Origin of the sequence: Microbispora triticiradicis, assembly GCF_005864065.1 — a bacterium.
Taxonomy (GTDB): Bacteria; Actinomycetota; Actinomycetes; order Streptosporangiales; family Streptosporangiaceae; genus Microbispora; species Microbispora triticiradicis.
Genome location: NZ_VANP01000004.1, coordinates 1 through 19035, shown reverse-complemented (window position 1 = coordinate 19035; position 19035 = coordinate 1). Strand labels below are relative to the sequence as shown.

Annotated in this window: 12 protein-coding genes; 5 read left to right on the top strand and 7 right to left on the bottom strand. The window is 74.1% G+C overall.

Annotated features, from left to right (window positions below):
* Positions 1 to 130: 130 nt before the first annotated feature.
* A complete protein-coding gene (locus FED44_RS11375; RefSeq protein ID WP_138460634.1) occupies positions 131 to 343 on the top strand; it encodes a hypothetical protein in 213 nt (70 codons plus the stop codon).
* A 127-nt stretch (positions 344 to 470) separates the two neighbouring features.
* Here FED44_RS11375 and FED44_RS11370 read toward each other — a convergent pair whose 3' ends face one another.
* From FED44_RS11370 to FED44_RS11355, 4 genes are all read right to left on the bottom strand, one after another.
* Complete coding sequence (locus FED44_RS11370; protein WP_111701471.1) at positions 471 to 1220, bottom strand: ABC transporter permease; 750 nt, start codon at positions 1218 to 1220, stop codon at positions 471 to 473.
* 17 nt (positions 1221 to 1237) lie between these two features.
* Positions 1238 to 2197: an ATP-binding cassette domain-containing protein gene (locus FED44_RS11365; protein ID WP_111701470.1), complete on the bottom strand. Its 960-nt coding sequence runs from the start codon at positions 2195 to 2197 to the stop codon at positions 1238 to 1240.
* Between the two features lie 180 nt (positions 2198 to 2377).
* The gene (locus tag FED44_RS11360; RefSeq protein ID WP_138460633.1) at positions 2378 to 3127 is read right to left on the bottom strand and encodes a YcnI family copper-binding membrane protein; all 750 of its coding nucleotides are present in this window, start codon (positions 3125 to 3127) and stop codon (positions 2378 to 2380) included.
* Positions 3128 to 3341: 214 nt separating this feature from the next.
* Entirely contained in the window at positions 3342 to 3923 is a 582-nt protein-coding gene (locus tag FED44_RS11355; protein WP_138460632.1) for an MFS transporter, read from the bottom strand.
* A gap of 359 nt (positions 3924 to 4282) precedes the next feature.
* Between FED44_RS11355 and FED44_RS11350 the strand changes: the two genes are divergently transcribed.
* A complete protein-coding gene (locus FED44_RS11350) occupies positions 4283 to 6211 on the top strand; it encodes a bifunctional copper resistance protein CopD/cytochrome c oxidase assembly protein (protein WP_138460631.1) in 1929 nt (642 codons plus the stop codon).
* 41 nt (positions 6212 to 6252) lie between these two features.
* On the opposite strand, the gene FED44_RS11345 is transcribed toward FED44_RS11350, so the two are convergent.
* Positions 6253 to 7977 carry a DEAD/DEAH box helicase gene (locus FED44_RS11345; RefSeq protein ID WP_111701466.1) on the bottom strand — a complete coding sequence of 575 codons (1725 nt, stop codon included), beginning with the start codon at positions 7975 to 7977 and terminating at the stop codon, positions 6253 to 6255.
* Between the two features lie 153 nt (positions 7978 to 8130).
* On the opposite strand from FED44_RS11345, the gene FED44_RS11340 reads away from it, so the two are divergent.
* Positions 8131 to 9315: an MFS transporter gene (locus tag FED44_RS11340; protein WP_111701465.1), complete on the top strand. Its 1185-nt coding sequence runs from the start codon at positions 8131 to 8133 to the stop codon at positions 9313 to 9315.
* On the opposite strand, the gene FED44_RS11335 is transcribed toward FED44_RS11340, so the two are convergent.
* Positions 9282 to 10124, bottom strand: a complete 843-nt coding sequence (locus tag FED44_RS11335) for an SAM-dependent methyltransferase (protein WP_111701464.1) — start codon at positions 10122 to 10124, stop codon at positions 9282 to 9284. The genes FED44_RS11340 and FED44_RS11335 overlap by 34 nt on opposite strands.
* Positions 10125 to 10253: 129 nt before the next feature.
* Here FED44_RS11335 and FED44_RS11330 point away from each other — a divergent pair, with 129 nt between their 5' ends.
* Positions 10254 to 11657, top strand: coding sequence for an MFS transporter (locus FED44_RS11330; RefSeq protein ID WP_138460630.1), 1404 nt, complete (start codon positions 10254 to 10256; stop codon positions 11655 to 11657).
* A 127-nt stretch (positions 11658 to 11784) separates the two neighbouring features.
* On the opposite strand, the gene FED44_RS11325 is transcribed toward FED44_RS11330, so the two are convergent.
* Entirely contained in the window at positions 11785 to 13239 is a 1455-nt protein-coding gene (locus FED44_RS11325; protein ID WP_138460629.1) for an acyl-CoA carboxylase subunit beta, read from the bottom strand.
* 460 nt (positions 13240 to 13699) lie between these two features.
* On the opposite strand from FED44_RS11325, the gene FED44_RS37230 reads away from it, so the two are divergent.
* Positions 13700 to 19035: type I polyketide synthase (locus tag FED44_RS37230; RefSeq protein WP_138460628.1), on the top strand; the 5336-nt coding region annotated here is incomplete at its 3' end.

Genomic DNA, 19035 nt, shown 5'->3' with positions numbered 1-19035 from the left:
CCCGATACCTGGTGAAATGCCCCAAGCACCCATTTCCTATGCGGGTGCGGGCGGTGCGGGGCCGCGAGGTCGTTCTTCCCCGGGGCCTGGGGATCGCCGCACTCGCCGCCGCCCTGGTCATGGCGGCCTCGTGACCGCACGCCTCGGACTCGGCGACGTCCGCCTCACCCTGGCCGAGGGACACGCCACGCTGAACGGACCAGGTGTCTCCGGCACCTTCCAGGCCGACGACGGCCTGACGGCCCTCGTCCCGGGTGAGATCCCCTGGACCGACGGATCAGGCACAGTTCACCAGGGGGACGGCCCGCGTGCCTGTGGGACCGGGACCCGTCGGACGGCATGAACCGCAGCACGGGAGCCCGCGTGCAGGCGGGATACCGGTGGGTGGAGACCCCCGCCGGGACCTCCTATCCCCTGGTCATGTGGCTCCGCTGTCCTTGACGCGCTCCCCGGGCCGGTCCGTCTCGTGGTCAGCCGGCCAGGTTGCGCAGGGAGCGCACCGACCAGACCAGGGTGAGCGCGGTGAGCGCGGCGAAGAGGGCGAAGGCGACCGGGATGGTCTCGGCGCTCAGGTCGCCGCGGAACAGCGACCGGCCCGCCTCGACGGCGTAGTAGAGCGGGTTGAACTTCGCCAGCGTCTGCAGCCACTGGGGCCCGAGCGAGACCGGCAGGAACAGCCCGGCGATCAGGGTCAGCGGCATGGCGAAGAACTGCACCAGCTGCGACATGCCGTTCTCGTCCCGCAGCGTCAGCGCCAGGCCGTAGGACAGGCTGGCCGCGAACAGGCCGGTCGCGGCCATGAGCAGCAGCACGAGGAGCATCTCGGGCAGCCCGATCCGCAGGCCCATCAGTGCGGCGATGCCGATCACCAGGATCGCCTGCAGGACCAGGACGATCACGTCCTTGACGAGCCGGCCCAGGATGATCGCGGGGCGCCACGCCTGGCTGACCGCGAGCCGCTCCAGCATGCCGTTGCGGGTCTCGTTGATCATTCCGAAGCCCGCGAACATGGAGCCGAACAAGGCGATCATCATCATGGAGCCCGGCGTGAACATCGCGAGCACGTCCGTCATCTTCCCGCCGGGGACCGTGCTCCTCAGCAGCGGCGCGAAGAACACCAGGTAGAGCACCGGCTGCATGATCCCGAACAACGGCCAGACCGGGTTGGCGAAGAGTTTCCTGAGCTCGTAGCCGAGGAAGAGCATCGTGTGTCGAGTCATCGTGGAGTCCCGGGAGGTCAGGCGGCGTCGCGCAGCGAGCGGCCGGTGTGCTTGAGGAACACGTCGTCGAGGGTGGCGCGTTCGAGGGAGACCGACCGGATGCCCAGGCCGTTCTCCTCCAGGGTGCGCAGCATGTGCATCAGGCCGTGCTCCCCGTCGTCGAGGTACGCGCGGACCACGCCGGGCTCGGCGCGGACCTCCTTGACGTACGGCTGCGCGTCGAGGAGTTGCCGGGCGCCGTCCGTGTCCTCCAGCCGGAGCGTCACGACGTCGCCCGCGACCTCCTTCTTGAGCTCCTCCGGCGTTCCCCTGGCGACGATCCTGCCGTGGTCGACGATGACCAGCCGGTCGCAGAGCGCGTCGGCCTCGTCGAGGTAGTGCGTGGTGAGCAGCACGCTGGTGCCCTGCTCACGCAACTTGCGGACCTCGTCCCAGAGGTTGGCCCGGTTCTGGGGGTCGAGGCCGGTGGTCGGCTCGTCCAGGAAGATCAGCGGCGGCGCGTTCACCAGTCCGACGGCGATCGCGAAGCGCCGCTTCTGACCCCCCGAGAGGGTCTTCGCCGGGCGGTTGGCGATCTCGGTGAGGCTGAACGCGGCGAGCAGCTCGTCCGCCCTGGCCTGGGCCTGCCGGCGGGACATCCCGCTGATCCGGGCCGCGAGGAGCAGGCTCTCGATGCCGGGGGCGGTGTCGTCGACGCCGCCCGCCTGGCTGACGTAGCCGATGTTCTCCCGGACCTTGGCGGCCTCCCTGGCGACGTCGAAACCCGCCACCCGGGCGCTGCCCGAGGTGGGCAGGGTGAAGGTGGCGAGCATCCGGACGGTGGTGGTCTTGCCCGCGCCGTTCGGGCCGAGGACCGCGAAGACCTCGCCCCGCTCGACCTGGAGGTCGATGCCGCGTACGGCCTCGACCTCCTCCTTCTTGCCTCGTCCTCGTTTCGCGTGGAAGGTCTTGCGCAGGTCGTGCGCTTCGATGATCATTTGCTCTCCGGTGATCAGGGGGACACCAGCCTGACGGCTCCCCTGGGGCGAGAGTCAACACCTTTTCACGGCGCCCCGCCGCCCCCGCCGCGAGATCGTGACGGGGGGTCGTGGAAGGCGCGAGCCCCCTTCCCGGAGGTGCCGGAAAGAGGGCTCGTTCGAATCGGACGGAAGGACCGCTCAGCCGCGGGAACGGCGCAGCGCCGTGATGCCCGCGCCGGCCCCGACCAGGCCGGCCAGCAGACCGAGACCGCCGAGCACCAGGGCCGCGGTGCCGCTGCCGCCTTCGTCGTCGTCCTCCGCCACCGCGGCCACGGACGGCGCCACGTCAGGGCCGGCGGCCGCGGCGGCGGACGGAGAGGCCGGGGCGGCCTCGCCGCCACCCTCTTCCGCCTTCGGCGCGACGAGCTTGAGCGTGGGCGCCGGGTGCTCGGCCTCGGACCCGTCGGCCTTCGGCGGGTCCGCCCACTTGACCACCTCGCCGTTCGAGTACGTCTGCTCGGTGGGGAACTCCAGCGCGTCCACGTTCTTGGGCAGCGGGCCGACCGAGGCCTCGAACTCCTGGAACTGGCCGGACTCGATCTTCCCACCGGTCCAGGTGATCTTCAGCACCGATTCGGTGATCTTGTCGCCGTCGTCGGACACGACGGGCTGGGGCAGCTTGCCCTGGGTGACCTTGACCTTCCACCCCGACACCGGGCGGACCGAGACGAACGGCAGCGGATGGTCGGTGGGGAACGCCACCTCCACCTTGGTGGTGGAGGCGTTGTCGCGCTCGTTGGGCACCCGGAACGCGATCTTGGTCCAGCCGCCCTGCTCGGCGGTGCCGGGGTTGACGGTGACGTGGGCGAGGGCGGGCATGGCGAGACCGAGGGTGACGGCGAGGGCACCCGCGGAGACCGCCGACACACGGCGGACGGTTGAAGTCATGGGGGTTCTCCAGTCTCTGTACTGAAATGCCGGGAACGCGCGAGCAGGGGGTGCCGCCAGAGGACGGCCGGAAGGCAGCGCCGGCGGGCGGCACGAGGCCTCCTGGCGCCGCTGTTCTCCGCAGGGCACGCCTCCGCAGGGCACGTCTCTCCGTGCCGGGGGACGACGGAGGAGAGGCCTCCGCCGGGAGATACGCGCCGCTCGCGCGGGAAGCTCAGAAGACGGGAGAAACGGGTGGCCCGCGACGGACGACCGCGTGCCGCAGCACCCATGCCGGGCGCGGCGCGCGAGGCCGTCCCGGCGCGGCGCGCACGCGCGGACGGATGATCCCCGCGAGACCGGCCCGCAGCAGCGCCACCAGCGTGGCGAGCATCGTGAGCCAGTGGGCCGCCCCGGCGCCGATCCGGCGCAGGACCGACCACAGCGCCTCCTCGCCGCGCGACAGCCACAATCCGGTGAGCAGCGCGGCGGTGAGGTGGGCGGTGAGCATGCCGGTCTGCGTGGTGAGGCCGCCGTGCCACGTGAGGTGGCCGGGCTCACCCGTGGAGGCCGTGACGTCGAACAGCAGGTGCAGGAACGCCTGCGCGCCGACCAGCAGCCCGACGATCACCTGGGGAGACCGTTCCCGGCCCGCCGCGACGGCCGCGCCCGCCGTGACGGCGAGCACGCCGGTGAGCAGCGCCCCGGTCGTGGGCCCGCCTCCCCCGGCGAACCAGTGCGCGCCCATGGCGAGGAGCACGCTGACGGCCGCGAAGGCGGCCGACCGCGCGAGCCGGAAGGAGAGCGTGGCGCGCATGACGCGGGGATTATCGCATATCGCCGTGATCTCGGCCCTGAGTCGTGTGCAGCGATTCCCTGCCTGCTCCGCGTGCCCCGGCCTCGGCCTCGCCGCGCCGGTCACGAAGATTCCTCCCGGGCACCGCGATCTCCGCGGTGCCCGGAAGCCGCCGCCCACAGCTCACGCCTGCGGCGCGCGCCCGGGACAGACCGCATCCTCCCGGTCGCCCGCGCCCGGGCACCGAACTGCGCCGGCGGCGTTGAAGTTTTCACCGGGACGCCGAGACGGCGGCCGGCGAGTGCGGCAGGACTCCCCTATCGGCCACATACCGGTCATACTCATGACCGATCAACGGTGCCGAACCGAGGGACCCCCCGATGACCTCTCCCCCGCGCCGTGGCGGCTTCATCACCGCCGGGCCGGTCACCGCCGTCGTGGCGACGGCGGCGGCCGTGCTGGTGCTCGCCCTGTGGTTCGGCGGCGCCGGGCCACGCCCGGCCATCGAAGGGCTGCCCTCACCCGGAGCGCTGACCACCTGGGGCCTGCCCGTCGCCCGCCTCGTGCTCGACGTGTGCGCCGCCGCGACGGTCGGCGTGCTGCTCGCGTCCGTCGTCCTGGTCCCCGCCGGTTCCTCGGGCACCGGCCGTGCGGACGCCGGGGCCACAGACGCCGGGACCACCCGGTCACTCGCCCGGGCCGCCGCCGCGTGGGCGGCCGGGTGGGCGCTGAGCGCGATGGTCACCGAGGTCCTGACCCTGTCGGACTTCCTGGGGCTGCCCGCGGGCCAGGCGATGCGCTCCGGCGCGCTCACCGTCTTCCTGCTGAACATCCCGCAGGGCCAGGCCTTCGCGGTGGTGGCGGCGGCGGCCGTGGCCCTCGCCGCCGGGTCCCTCCTGCCGTGGGGACGCGCCTGGCGGGCGGTGCTGCTGGCGGTGGCGATCCTCGCGGTGCTGCCCCCGGCGTATGTGGGGCACTCGGCCTCGGCGGCCGACCACAACCTCGCCGTCCTCAGCCTGATGGCGCACGTCGCGGCCGTCGTGCTGTGGACCGGCGGCCTCTACGCCCTCGTCGCGCACCTGCGCGCCGCGCCCGGCCTGGCCGTCGCGGTGGGCCGGTTCAGCACGCTCGCCCTGGGCTGCTTCGCCGCCGCCGCGGCGTCCGGCGCGCTCAACGCCTGGGTCCGGCTCGGCGCGCTCCCCCCGCTGTGGCAGTCCAGGTACGGTCTGCTCGTGCTGGCCAAGATCGCCGCGCTCGCCGCGCTGGGCTGGTTCGGGTGGCGGCACCGGCGCGCCACGATCGAGGCGCTGCGGACCGGCGTGTCCCGCGCGCCGTTCGTCCGGCTGGCCGCCGGGGAGATCACGGTCATGGCCGGCACGCTGGCGCTGGCGGTGGCGCTGGGGCGCAGCGCGCCGCCCGCCGGCGAGGCCGAGCACCAGCACGACGCCCTGGGATACGCCCTCCCGCCGTTCACCCCCGGCGCGCTCGCCACGGACGTGCGGCCCGACCCGATCGCGCTGCTCCTGCTCGCGGCGGCCGCGGCGGCCTACCTGGCCGGCGTGCGACGGCTGCGGGCGGACGGCGCGGGGTGGCCGGCCGGGCGGACCGTCTCCTGGCTGGCGGGCCTGCTGATCCTCGCCTACGCCACGTCGGGAGGGGTCGCGGCGTACGCGCCGGCGCTGTTCTCCGCCCACGCGGCGCAGTACGCGCTGCTCGGCGCGGTGGGGCCCGTCCTGCTCGCCGCCGGCGCCCCGCTCACGCTGTGGCGGCGCGCCCACCCCGGCCCGGACGCGCTCGACGGCCCTGCGGCCCGCACGCTGTCCCATCCGATGGTGGCACTGGCCCTGTACGCCCTGCCGTACCCGGCGCTGTATCTGACCGGGCTGTTCGCGTTCGCCCAGCCGAGCCTCGCCCTGCGGCTGGCCGCGCAGACCGTCGTGATCGTCACCGGAGTGCTCTTCTTCGTCGTCGCGGCCGGCGTCGACCCGCTCCCGTGGTCGATCCGGCCGCAGGTCCGCGCGTGGATGCTCGCCGCGGCGATCTCCGTACGGATCTGGACGGGCCTGGCGGTGCTCACCGGACCGGGACAGGCGCCGCAGTGGTACGCGGCGCTCGGGCTGTCCTGGGCCCCGGATCCGGCGGCGGACCAGCGGACCGGGGCGCTGCTCGGCACCGGGCTGAGCGTCGCCGTCCTGGCGGCCCTCCTCGTGCTGCTGCTCGGCCGGTGGCGGGCGGCCCTGCGCAGGATGGCGGCGCGAGACGCCACGGGAGAACGCGGAGAACGCGCCGCCAGCCCCACGGGCGGGTGACCACGGGCGGGTGATCGGAGCCGGCGGCCGTGCCGGGACCGTCAGCGGCGGCCGCGGGGGGCGCCGTCGCGGTCCCTGCGCACGGTGGGCCGCTTGCCCTTGATGGTGGTGTGGCGCAGCGCTTCGACCACCTCGTCCACGGCGGCGTCGGGGATCTCGACCAGCGTGAACCGGTCGGCGATCTCGATGGCGCCGATCTCCCGCCCGGTGACCCGGGTCTCTCCCGTGATCGCGCCGACGATGTCCTGGGGGCGCACCCCGGCGCTACGGCCTGCTCCCACGAACACCCGGCTCATCGGGCCGCCGCCGCGCCGCCCGCGCCGGTCGTCGCGTCCGTACCGGTCGTCACGGCCCTCGCGCGGCCCGCGCTCGGGGCGCGGCGCGCGCGGCGTCACCTCGGGGATCTCCTCCTCGTCGGCGGCGGCTCCGGTGGACTCGTGGGCGAGCTTGACCGCGGCGAGCGCGATGTCCACCAGGTCGAACTCGTCGGCGAGCGTCTCGACGACGACCCTGAAGCGGTCGAGGTCGCCGTCCTCCATCAGGCTCTCCTGCAGCGCGGCCCGGGTGAGCTCCAGGCGGCGGGCGCGCAGGTCGGCGACCGTCGGCACCTTCTCGACCGTGATCCTGCTGCGGGTGACCCGCTCGATGGTCTTCAGCATCCGGTGCTCACGGGGCTCGGCGAGCGTGATCGCGACGCCCTCGCGGCCGGCCCGGCCGACCCGGCCGATGCGGTGCACGTACGACTCCGGCGCGGACGGCACGTCGTAGTTGATGACGTGCGTGAGCTGCTCGATGTCGAGGCCGCGCGCGGCCACGTCGGTCGCCATCAGGAGGTCGGCGGTGCCGCTGCGCAGCCTGCCCATCACCCGGTCGCGCTGCTCCTGGCCCATGCCGCCGTGCAGGGCCTCGGCGCGGTAGCCGCGGCCGTTCATCGTCTCGGTGAGCTGGTCGACCTCCTCGCGGGTGCGGCAGAACACGATCGCCGCGGTCGGCGCCTCCACGTCGAGCACCCTGCCCAGCGCGGCCGGCTTGTACGCCCTGCTCACGATGTAGGCGCTCTGCCGGATGAGCGGCGCCTCCCCGGCGGCGGGCGCCTCCCGCTCGATCCTGATGCGGACGGGTTCACGCAGGTGGCGACGGGCGATCCCGTCGATGCGCGGCGGCATCGTCGCGGAGAACAGCACGGTCTGCCGTTCCTCGGGGATGTCCTGGAGGATGGCCTCGATGTCCTCGGCGAAGCCCATGTCGAGCATCTCGTCGGCCTCGTCGAGGACGACCATGCGCAGCCCCTTCAGCGGCAGCGTCCCCCGGCCGATGTGGTCGAGGGCGCGGCCCGGCGTGGCGACGACGACGTCCACCCCGCGCTCCAGCGCCCGCAGCTGCCGGCCGATCGGCTGGCCACCGTAGATGGGCAGCACCCGCGTGCCGAGGTCGCGGCCGTAGCGGTGCATCGCCTCCGACACCTGGACGGCGAGCTCGCGCGTGGGCACCAGCACCAGCCCGCCGGGCTCGCCGCCTTCCTCCCCGCCCGCCGCGCGGAGGACGCCGTGCAGCCGCTGCAGCATGGGCAGCGCGAACGCGGCCGTCTTGCCCGTCCCGGTGGCGGCCTGCCCGAGCAGGTCGCGGCCTTCCAGCAACGGCGGGATGGCCTCCCGCTGGATGGGGGTGGGCTCCTCGTAACCGAGGCCGGACAGCGCCTTGAGGAGCTCCGGGCCAAGCGCCAGGTCGGCGAAGCCGGGTCCGTCTTCGATCTCGTTCACGGACATGTCAAGCTCCTCATGGGGCGGATGTGCACGGGAAGACCCTAACGGTCTTTCCGCCCGTACCCCGAACGGCACCCCCCGCACGCGGCGGCGCACCCGGGGTGACCGCACGTGCCCGCGGCGACCGCACGGCCGGGCACGCAATAGCGTACGACCGTGGATCTTCGGGAACTGAGACGCGCCAGGTTCGCGGTGTCGGTCGTCTTCGCCCTGCACGGGGCGGTCACCGGTGGTTTTGCCTCCCGCATCCCCTGGATCCAGGATCACGTTGGTGTGGGGCCCGGCGGCCTCGGCCTGGCCCTGCTCGCGCCGGCCATGGGCTCGATCCTGGCGATGCCGACCGCGGGCCGGATCACGCACCGGTTCGGCGGGCGGGCCGTCACCCGGGTCTCGATCGGCCTGTGGTGCCTGGCCCTCGTCCTGCCCCCTCTGGCGCCCAACCTGCCGCTGCTGTGCGCGGCGCTCCTGCTGTACGGCGCGGTGGCCGGCGTCGGCGACGTCGCGATGAACGCCCAGGGGGTGGTGGCCGAGCAGCGGCTCGGCCGTCCGATCATGTCCGGCCTGCACGGGATGTGGAGCGTGGGCACGCTCGCGGGCGGCGCCGTCGGGACGCTGGCGGCCAACGCGGGGCTCGACGCCCGCGCGCATCTGGGCGGGGCCGCGGTCGTGCTGTTCCTCGTGGCCCTGGCGGTGGGGCCGCTGCTGCTCGACGTGCGGGCGGGCGAGGAGGAGGCGGCCCCGCCGCACTTCGTGCTGCCGTCGCGCGGCGTCGTGGTCATCGGGCTGGTCGGCTTCTGCGCGGTGTTCGGCGAGGCCGCGGCCCAGGACTGGTGCGCGGTCTACCTCGGGCAGGTGGCCGGCGCGTCCCAGGCCGTGGGCGCCGCCGCGTACACGGCCTTCGCCTGCACGATGGCGGCGGGCCGGCTGTGCGGCGACGCGGTGGTCCGCAGGCTGGGCCCGGTCGCGACCGTCAGGGGCGGCGGCGCGCTGGCGGCGCTCGGCGCGCTGCTCGTGGTGGCCGCGCGCTCCCCGGTCCCGGCCGCCACCGGGTTCATGCTGATCGGCCTGGGGATCGCGGTGGTCGTCCCGCTGGTGTTCGCGGCGGCGGGCCACGCCGGGCGCACGCCGAGCGAGGGCGTCGCGGGAGCGGCCACGGTCAGCTACGCGTCGGGCTTCGTCGCACCGAGCGCGATCGGCGGGATCGCCTCCCTGACCGGGCTGCCCGCCTCGTTCGGGCTGGTCGCCGTGCTGCTGCTGGCGGTCGCGCTCGGCGCGGGCAGGCTCGCGCCCTCCGCGCGGGAGGCACCTCAGCGGACGGCGCCGACCCCGCACAGGAAGTAGCTCTCGACGCCCAGCAGGCGCGGATCGAACGCGTCGTGCTCGGGCCGCCACTGGTGCAGGTTGACGATGCCGGGTTCGACCAGGTCGAGCCCTTCGAAGAAGGGCGTGATCTCGCTCGACCGGCGGGCGACGAACTGCGCGGAGGCGCCCTGGTAGACCCGCTCCACGTCCGGCGCGCTTTCCGGGCGCTCGTCGACCGCGACATGCGACATCGCCAGGTAGCTGCCGGGGGCGAGCGCGTCGCGGATCCGGCCGATCACGCGGCGGGGCTCGTCGGAGTCGGGCAGGAAGTGGACGATGGCGAGCAGCAGGACGGCGACCGGCCGCGTGAGGTCCAGGTGGTCGCGCAGGTCCGGATGGGCCAGGATCTCCTCCGGCCGCCGCAGGTCGCCCTGCACGACCCGCACCTCCGGGCTGTCCTGGAGCAGCGCGCGGGCGTGTGCGAGCACCTGCGGGTCGTTGTCGACGTACACCGTCCGCGCGCCGGGCGCGTGCTCGGCCGCCACCTGGTGGACGTTGCGCTGGGTGGGCAGGCCCGCGCCGATGTCGAGGAACTGCCGGATGCCCCGGCCGGCGAGGAACCGCACGGCGCGGACGAGGAAGTCCCGGTTCTCCCTGATGCCGAGGGGGATCTCCGGCACATGCTTCAGCACCTGCTCGGCCGCCGCGCGGTCGGCGGGGAAGTTGTCCTTACCGCCCAGGAAATAGTCGTACATCCGGGCCGCGTTGGGCACGTTCGGATCGAAACCAGCCCCGGCGCCCGATGCCACGACGGGCTCGCCACCGGTCCCGCTTTCCCCCGGATCCATGGAGATCTCCCCCCTCGCCAGTGGCGATCATCGTAGCCGGAGGCGGGAAAGTGAAGCCATCTCATCCGATCGCAATGAAGAACGCGATATTTCCCGAATAGTCGCATCGTCCGGTGTCATGATCGCCTCATGCCCGCACCCCCCGAGACCGCCCCAGGGGCCGGCCCCGCGCCTGGCCGCGAGCCCGGCGCCGAGTCCTCCCGGGCACGCCGCGTGCTGGGCGCGTGGCTCGCCGACGGCGTCACCAAGGGCAACATGTGGGCCCTGCTGGCGCTCGCCACGGCGGGGACGGCGGTGATCTCCTTCCTGCCGTCGGCCCAGCCGCACGTCCTCAGCGTGATCCTGGGTCTGCCCGAGTCCCGGCAGGGCACCGTCGTCGGCCTCCTCAACACGGCGGCCGAGATCGCGATGGTCGTGAGCCTCGCGTGGTACGGCGCGCTGGCCGACCGGTTCGGGCGGCGGGTGATCGTGGTCGCCGGGCTGGCCCTGTGCGCCGCCGGCACCGCGCTGTTCCCGTTCGCCGGGAACACGGCCGCGCTGGCCGGGCTGCGGGTGGTGTTCGGCCTGGGCGTCGCGGCGATCAACGCGATGCTGTCAACGATCGCGATCGACTATGTGCGCAGCAGGTCACGAGGCGCGTCGTACGGGCTGGTCGGCTTCTTCGGCGGGCTGGGCGCGCTGGTCGCCGTGCTGGTCCTGGTGCGGCTGCCGCAGACGCTGGAGTCGGGCGGCATGGAGCCGGTGCGGGCGGCCCGCACGGCGTTCCTGCTGATCGCCGCGGGCATCGTGGCCGCGGCGGGCCTGCTGTGGCTGACGCTGTCCGGGCGGCGGCCCGTCGCGGCGGCGCGGGTGCCGCTGGTCCGCCTGGTGCGCGAGGGCGTGGCCCTCGTCCGCGACCCGGGGGTGGCCCTGTCGTACGCGGCGTCGTTCGTGGCCCGCGCCGACCTCGCGATCGTGGTCGCCTTCATGTCCCTGTGGATCAAGAACTACGGCACGGAGCACGGCGGCCTCACCGGTGCGGCGGCGCTGGCCAAGGCGGGCGCGGTGGTGGGCGTGTCGCAGATGGTCGCGCTGCTGTGCGCGCCGCTGTTCGGGTGGCTGGGCGACCGCATGCGGCGTCAGGACCTGGTCGTCCTGGCGCAGGCCGTCGCCGCCGTCGCCTACCTGTCGACGCTGCTCGTCACCGATCCCCTCGGCCCGGGCATGATGCTGGTCGCCGTGCTGATCGGGGTCGGTGAGATCGCCGCCATCACCACGGCGGGCCCGCTGCTCGCGCAGCAGGCGCCCGCGGAGGTGCGGGGGTCGGCGTTCGGCGTCCACACGCTCTGCGGCGCGGCCGGCGTGATGATCGTCTCGGCGCTCGGCGGGGCGCTGTTCGACGCGTGGCGCCCCGCCGGGCCGTTCGTCGTGGCCGGAGCGTTCAGCCTGGCCGTCACGTGCTTCGGCCTGGCCGTACGGCGGCGGGTGACGCCCAGGACCGACGCCGACGTCGCCGGTGAGGCCGTCCCCGGCCCGCAGGCCCGGAACCACTGAGAACTCCGCAGCAGACCCGCCGGGACCCGGATCCGGGAGCCGCTGGGTCGAGGCCAGGAGCTACTCAGAGCGCCCCGTGTCCAGGCCGGGAGGCCGCTGAGCCGCGGGGCGGGCAAGGCGCGGGGTGTCAGAGCGGGATGTTGTTGTGCGCGCCGCGCGAGGCGGGCGCCGCGGCGAGGGCCTCGGCCACCCGCCGCCGGGTGGTCCTCGGGTCGATCACCTCGTCGACGACCCCGAGTTCGAGCGCCCGGCCGACCCCGCCCGAACGCTCCTCGTGCTCGCGGACCAGCTCGGCGAGCAGCCGTTCCCGCTCCTCCTCGGACCCGGCCGCGGCGAGGCGGCGCCGATGCAGGACGCCCACGGCCGCCTCGGCGCCCATGACCGCCACCTCCGCCCCGGGCCAGGCGAAGACCGCGGTCGCGCCGAGGGAGCGGGAGTTCATGGCGATGTACGCCCCTCCGTAGGACTTGCGGACGATCACCGTGACCCTGGGCACGGTTGCCTCGGCGAAGGCGTGCAGCAGCTTCGCCCCCCGGCGGACCACGCCGCCCCATTCCTGGTCGACGCCGGGGAGATAGCCCGGCACGTCCGCCAGCACGACGAGTGGGACGCCGTTGGCATCGCACATGCGGACGAACCGGGCCGCCTTCTCCGCCGACGCCGAGTCGAGGCAGCCGCCCATGCGCAGCGGGTTGTTGGCCACGACGCCCACCGGGTGCCCGGCCAGGCGGCCGAGGCCGACGACGACGTTCGGCGCCCAGCGAGGCTGGATCTCCACGAACGCGGGACCGTCCGCGCCGTCGTCGAGCAGCGCCCGGATCACCGGGCGGATGTCGTAGGCGCGGCGGGCCGACTCGGGCAGCAGGGCGGCGGGATCCCGGTCGTCGGTCAGGCGCTCCAGGTCGAACCGCCCGGTCCCGGTCAGCAGGCCGGCGATCACGCGGGTGCGCCGGAAGGCGTCCTGCTCGTCACCGGCGACCACGTGCACCACGCCGGAGCGGCGGCCGTGCGCGTCCGCGCCGCCGAGGCGTTCCATGTCGATGTCCTCGCCCGTCACGCGGCGGACCACGTCGGGACCGGTGACGAACACACGACCCTCACCGGACATCACGATCAGGTCGGTCAGGGCCGGGCCGTAGGCCGCCGCGCCCGCCGCGGGACCCACGATGACCGAGATCTGCGGCACGCGCCCGGAGGCGCGGGTGTTGGCCGCGAAGACCAGGCCCGCTCCGTGGAGCGACTCGACCCCGTCCGCGAGGCGGGCCCCGCCGCAGTGCCACACCCCGATGACCGGCACCCGCCGCCGCAGCGCCTCGTCCACGGCGGCGGCGATGTGCCGGGCCCCGGCCAGGCCCAGCGCCCCGCCCATGACGGTCGCGTCGGTGCAGAAGGCGACCACCGGTGACCCGCCGATCCGGCCCGTGACCGCCAGCACGCCGCTCGTGTCCCCAGGATGCAGCGGCGCCGCCGAGTCCGCGTCCAGCAGACGGGCGAGCCGGGCGGCGGGATCGCGATCGTCCCGATCCTCCCGGTCCTCCCCCACGGTTTCCGTCTGGGCAGTCTCCGTCTGCGCAGCGGTCATCGGCGCACCCCCTGCTCGCGTTTCCGCTCGGTCGTCCGGCCCGGCCTTTCCTCTCCGGAACGGTAGCCGCGAGCCATTCTCACGGTCTAATCAGAATATTTGATGAAATATCAAAAGAAATCCTTATGGATAGCCCGGAAGAAGCGTGTTCGCCATCACAGTTGACTATTTCACGAAATTCGTGCAAATGTCGATTGTGCCGGTCCCGGCCGGAGGGCGTCGCTCCGGCGAGAAAGTCCGCGGGCCGCTCACCTCCCTTTCCCGGCGTGTTCCGCCACGTGGGCGCGACCGGGCGGGCGTATTTCTCCTTTCCGGCGGAAGCGGCGTGAGCGGGTGGGCCGAGCGGCCGGGCGGCGCGGCGGGACGGTGACGGCCGGCCTTTTCAGGGCCGGCACGCCGGCCGGCCCGGGAGAACGCGGCGGGAAACGACGCAAGGCTCGACGAGGGGCGGATGCTCAGCATGGACGAAGCGGTCACCTATGGTGCGGGCGCGGTCGCGGTGGTCGGCCTCGCCTGCCGGCTGCCGGGCGCGGCGCACCCGCGCGCCCTGTGGGACCTGCTGCGCACCGGGCGCGACGCGGTCGGCGCGCCCCCGCGGAGCCGGCTGACGAGCGAGCCCCGGCTCGCCGGCCTGCGGGGCGGGTTCCTGGACCAGGTCGACGGGTTCGACGCGGGCTTCTTCGGCGTCTCGCCCAAGGAGGCGGCGGCGATGGACCCCCAGCAGCGGCTGGTGCTCGAGCTGGCCTGGGAGGCGCTGGAGGACGCGGGCATCCCGCCCGCCGGTCTCGCCGGCACGCCCGCGGGGGTGGTCATCGGGGCGATGGCCGCCGACTACGCCGCGCTCGTCTACGGGCGCGGCGGCGCGGCGATCACCCGGCACACGCTCGCCGGGCTCACCCGCGGCATCCTCGCCAACCGGATCTCGTACGCCCTGGACCTGCGGGGGCCGAGCCTCACCGTGGACACCGCCCAGTCGTCCGCGCTGGTCGCGGTGCACCTGGCGTGCGAGAGCCTGCGCTCGGGCGAGTCGGAGGTCGCCCTGGCGGGCGGGGTGAACCTGAACCTCGTCCCGGAGAGCACCGCGACCGCCGAACGGTTCGGGGGCCTGTCCCCCGACGGCCGGTGCTTCACCTTCGACGCCCGGGCCAACGGCTACGCGCGCGGGGAAGGCGGCGGGATCGTCGTGCTGAAGCCGCTGCGGCGCGCTCTGGCCGACGGAGACCACGTCTACGCCGTCATCCTGGGCAGCGCGGTCAACAACGACGGCGCGACCCCCGGCCTCACCGTTCCCGACGCCGCCGCGCAGCAGCGGGTCGTACGGCTCGCGGTGGAGAGGGCCGGTGTCGACCCCGGGGCCGTACAGGTCGTCGAGCTGCACGGCACGGGCACGAGGGTCGGCGACCCGATCGAGGCGGCCGCGCTCGGCGCGGCGCTCGGGGCGGCACGGCCCGCGACGCAGCCGCTCCTGGTGGGTTCGGTCAAGACGAACATCGGCCATCTCGAAGGCGCGGCCGGCATCGCCGGGCTCCTCAAGGCCGTGCTCGGCATCCACCACCGCGAGGTCCCGCCGAGCCTGAACTACGAGACGCCGAACCCCGCCATCGACCTGGACGCGCTCAACCTGCGGGTGGTCACCGAGCCGTCCCCCTGGCCTCGGCCCGGCCTGCCGCTCGTCGCGGGGGTCAGCTCGTTCGGCGTGGGCGGGGTGAACTGCCACGTCGTCCTCGCCGAGCCTCCGCAGGAACACACGTCCCCCGCCACCGGCCGTGGGGGGATCAGGGGCGGCGGCGAAGCCGCGCACCGAAGCGAAGCCCCGGACGGGAACGAAGCTCCGGCTGAGAGCGAGACCGAGAGCCCGGCCCAGAGCCAGGCCCAGAGCCAGGCCCAGAGCCGGGGCGAAAGCCGGGCCGAGAGCTGGAGTGCGGTGGAGGGCCGGGACGAGACCGGCGGGCCGGTGGCCGTGCCGCTCGTCCTCTCCGCCCGCGACCCGGACGCGCTTCGCGAACAGGCGGCCCGGCTGTCCGGCTCGCCCGCGCTCGACGGCGACCTGTCCGACGTCGCGCTCTCGCTCGCCACCGGCCGCACCTCCTTCGAGCACCGGGCGGTGGTGGTCGGCGCGGACCGCCACGAGCTGCGGGAACGCCTACAGGCGTTCGGCGTGGGCGACGTGGCGCCGGGAGTCGTACACGGCAGGGCACGTGCGCTCGGCGGCACCGTGCTCGTCTTCCCGGGGCAGGGCGGGCAGTGGGCGGGCATGGGCCGGGCCCTGGCCGACGCCTCCCCCGTCTTCGCCGGGCATCTCGCCGAGGCTGCCGAGGCGCTCCGCCCATACGTCGACTGGTCGCCCCGCGACGTGCTGTGGAACCTCCCAGGTGCGGCTCCGATCGATCGGGTGGACGTCGCGCAGCCCGCGTTGTTCGCCGTCACGGTGGCGCTGGCCCGGCTCTGGGAACACTTCGGCGTCCGGCCGGACGCCGTCGTCGGCCACTCCCAGGGGGAGATCGCCGCAGCGCACGTCGCGGGCGCCCTGTCGTTGGACGACGCCGCCGCGATCGCGGTCCTGTGCGGTCAGGCGCTCGCCGGGATCTCCGGCCGGGACGGCATCGAGACCGTGCGAGACCGCCTGGTGAGCTCCCTGGCCGGACGGCCCGCCCGGCGCGGCGAGGTGGCGTTCTACTCAGGGGTTACCGGCGGACGGTTCGACCCGGCGGAGCTGGACGCCGGGTACTGGTACCGCAATCTTCGGGACACCGTGCGGTTCCAGGAGGCCGTCGAGGCGGCGCTGGGCGACGGCCACACCGTGTTCGTGGAGGCCGGACCACACCCGGTCCTGACGCCGGACATCCGGAAGATCCTGGACGCCACCGGCCGCGACGGTCTGGTCACCGGCACGTTGCACCGCGACAGAGGGGATCTGGACGAGTTCCTCCGGGCGCTCGGCGTGCTCCACGTCAACGGCGGCGACGTCGACTGGAGCGGCACCGTGCGGCCCGGTGCGAGGCGGGTGCCCCTGCCCACCTACCCCTTCCGGCGACGCCGGTACTGGCTCGACGCGGTTCCCGCCGAGGAGGAGAGCGCCGCACCGGCCGGTGCGGCACCGTACGCGGGCAAACCCGCTCCATCGGTCGCCCCGGCGGCGCCAGGAGAGGCGCCCGGACAGGAGGCCGAGCGGGCAACCGGGTGGGCGGCCGAGCGGGAGGCCGCAGGGTCGGCGGCGCGGCACGAAGGGGCGGCACAGACCGAGCAGGAGCCACACGTCAAGCCGGAGGCCCAGCGCAAGCCGGAAACACAGCACGAACCGGAGGCGCAGAGCGGCCAGGAGGCGCCCGTCAAGCCGGAGGCCCAGCACGAGCGGGGAGCCCGACATGAGGGAGGGCCGGTGGAGGACGGCCGGTCATCGCTCGATGTAGTCCTGTCAGCCACGGCGGCCGTCCTGGGTCACGCCGACGCGGCGGGCGTCGAAGCCGAGCTCACGTTCAAGGAGCTGGGGCTCGACTCGCTGGGGGCGGTGGAACTGCGGGACGCTCTGGCCGCCGCCACCGGTCTGCCGCTTCCGGCGACCGTCACGTTCGACCACCCGTCACCGCTCTCGCTCTCCCGCCACCTGCGCGCTCTGTCCGAGGCCCGCACCCCGGGGAGCGGCACGAGCAACGGCACCACGGGCGGCACCACGGGTGGCGTGGCGACGGGCGGCACGTCGGCTCATGCAGTGGTGCCGTCCTTCACACCGCCGGCGGCCGGAGATCCGGCGTCGGACGAGCCGATCGCGCTGGTCGCGATGGCCGGGCGGTGGCCCGGAGGTGCCGACACCCCGGAAAAGCTCTGGGACCTGGTGCTCGACGGCACCGACGCCGTCACCACCTTCCCCGTCAACCGTGGCTGGGATGCGGAGGCGCTGCACGACCCGGCGGAGTCACATCGGGGCACGTCGGTCACCGGTGAGGGCGGCTTCCTCCACGACGCCGACCGTTTCGACGCGGAGTTCTTCGGCATCAGCCCCCGCGAGGCGGCGGCCATGGATCCGCAACAGCGGCTTCTGCTGGAAGTGGCGTGGGAGACCTTCGAGCGGGCCGGTCTGGTGCCGCGGTCGCTGGCCGGCAGCCGGACGGGCGTGTTCGTCGGCATGATGCCCCAGGACTACGGCCCCCGGCTGCACGAAACGGCCGAGGGCTCCGAGGGGTACGCCCTGACCGGCACCGCGGCCAGTGTCGCCTCCGGGCGGATCTCCTACACCTTCGGCTTCGAGGGCCCGGCGGTGACCGTCGACACGGCCTGCTCGTCGTCGCTGGTCGCGCTGCATCTCGCCGTACGGTCGCTGCGATCGGGCGAGTCGGACCTCGCGCTCGCGGGCGGAGTGACGGTGATGTCGTCGCCGGGGATGTTCACCGAGTTCTCGCGGCAGGGCGGGCTCGCGCCGGACGGACGCTGCAAGGCGTTCTCCGCGACCGCGGACGGCACCGGCTGGGCCGAGGGCGTCGGACTGCTGCTGGTGGAGCGTCTGTCGGACGCGCGGAGGAACGGGCATCCCGTGCTGGCCGTCGTCCGCGGCACCGCCGTCAACCAGGACGGCGCCTCCAACGGCCTGACCGCGCCCAACGGCCTGGCGCAGCAACGGGTGATCCTCCGGGCCCTTGAGGACGCCGGGCTGACGGGCGGCGAGGTGGACGCGGTCGAGGCCCACGGCACGGGCACGACGCTCGGCGATCCCATCGAGGCCCAGGCGTTGCTGGCCACCTACGGCCAGGACCGCGAACGCCCGCTGCTGCTCGGCTCCCTCAAGTCGAACATCGGGCACACCCAGGCGGCGGCGGGCGTGGCCGGTGTCATGAAGATGGTGCTCGCGATGCGGCACGGGGTGCTGCCCAGGACCCTGCACGCCGAGGAGGCCTCCCCGTACGTCGACTGGTCGTCGGGGCTCGCCCTGCTGACCGAGCCCGTGCCCTGGCCGGAGACCGGGCGGCCGAAGCGGGCCGGAGTGTCGTCCTTCGGGATCAGCGGCACCAACGCCCACGTCATCATCGAACAGGCACCAGAGCCGACTGGCACCATCGCTTCGGACGACGAGCCCGCACTCCCGTCTCCGGCGCGGACGCGGCCGACGGCCGCAGGCGGCGGGGAGCATGCGGCGCCGGCGAACAGCGCCCTCGCCCTGCCGCAAGGAGCGGATGTCCGCCAGGACGCCCCGAAACCGCTGCTCTCGGACGACCCTCAGGGCAGCGGGCGTGCGCTGCCGGTGGAGGTTTCCCAGGGGCGTGGGGTGCCGGTGGTGGGGTGGGTGGTCTCGGCACGGTCACCCGAAGCACTACGCGCCCAGGCCGCCCGCCTGGCCGACCACCTCGACCGCCACCCCAGCCTGGACGCGGTCGACATCGCCCACTCCCTGGCCACCACCCGCGCCCACTTCGACCACCGCGCCGTCATCACCGGCACCACCCGAAACGAACTCCTGGAGCGCACCCGCGCCCTCGCCGACGGCACCTCCAGCAGCGGCGTGATCACCGGGACCGCCCGTCCCGGCAAGGTCGCGTTCGTGTTCACCGGCCAAGGCAGCCAACGCCCCGGCATGGGACGCGGCCTGTACGCCGCCTACCCCACCTTCGCCACCGCATTCGACCACGTCATCCAGGCACTGGATGAGCACCTGGCCGGACACACACCCGTGCCGCTGCGGGAGGTCCTGCTCGGGGAGGCCGACCAGAGGCTGCTGGACCAGACGCTCTACACCCAGCCCGCCCTGTTCGCCCTGCAGACCGCCCTCACCCACCTGCTCGCCACCTGGGGCATCACCCCCCACAC

Excerpts from the sequence above, each read along its gene's own strand:
- FED44_RS11370 (WP_111701471.1), bottom strand. The coding sequence starts at position 1,220 with ATGACTCGACACACGATGCTCTTCCTCGGCTACGAGCTCAGGAAACTC.
- FED44_RS11365 (WP_111701470.1), bottom strand. The coding sequence starts at position 2,197 with ATGATCATCGAAGCGCACGACCTGCGCAAGACCTTCCACGCGAAACGA.
- FED44_RS11360 (WP_138460633.1), bottom strand. The coding sequence starts at position 3,127 with ATGACTTCAACCGTCCGCCGTGTGTCGGCGGTCTCCGCGGGTGCCCTC.
- FED44_RS11355 (WP_138460632.1), bottom strand. The coding sequence starts at position 3,923 with ATGCGCGCCACGCTCTCCTTCCGGCTCGCGCGGTCGGCCGCCTTCGCG.
- FED44_RS11350 (WP_138460631.1), top strand. The coding sequence starts at position 4,283 with ATGACCTCTCCCCCGCGCCGTGGCGGCTTCATCACCGCCGGGCCGGTC.
- FED44_RS11345 (WP_111701466.1), bottom strand. The coding sequence starts at position 7,977 with ATGTCCGTGAACGAGATCGAAGACGGACCCGGCTTCGCCGACCTGGCG.
- FED44_RS11335 (WP_111701464.1), bottom strand. The coding sequence starts at position 10,124 with ATGGATCCGGGGGAAAGCGGGACCGGTGGCGAGCCCGTCGTGGCATCG.
- FED44_RS11330 (WP_138460630.1), top strand. The coding sequence starts at position 10,254 with ATGCCCGCACCCCCCGAGACCGCCCCAGGGGCCGGCCCCGCGCCTGGC.
- FED44_RS11325 (WP_138460629.1), bottom strand. The coding sequence starts at position 13,239 with ATGACCGCTGCGCAGACGGAGACTGCCCAGACGGAAACCGTGGGGGAG.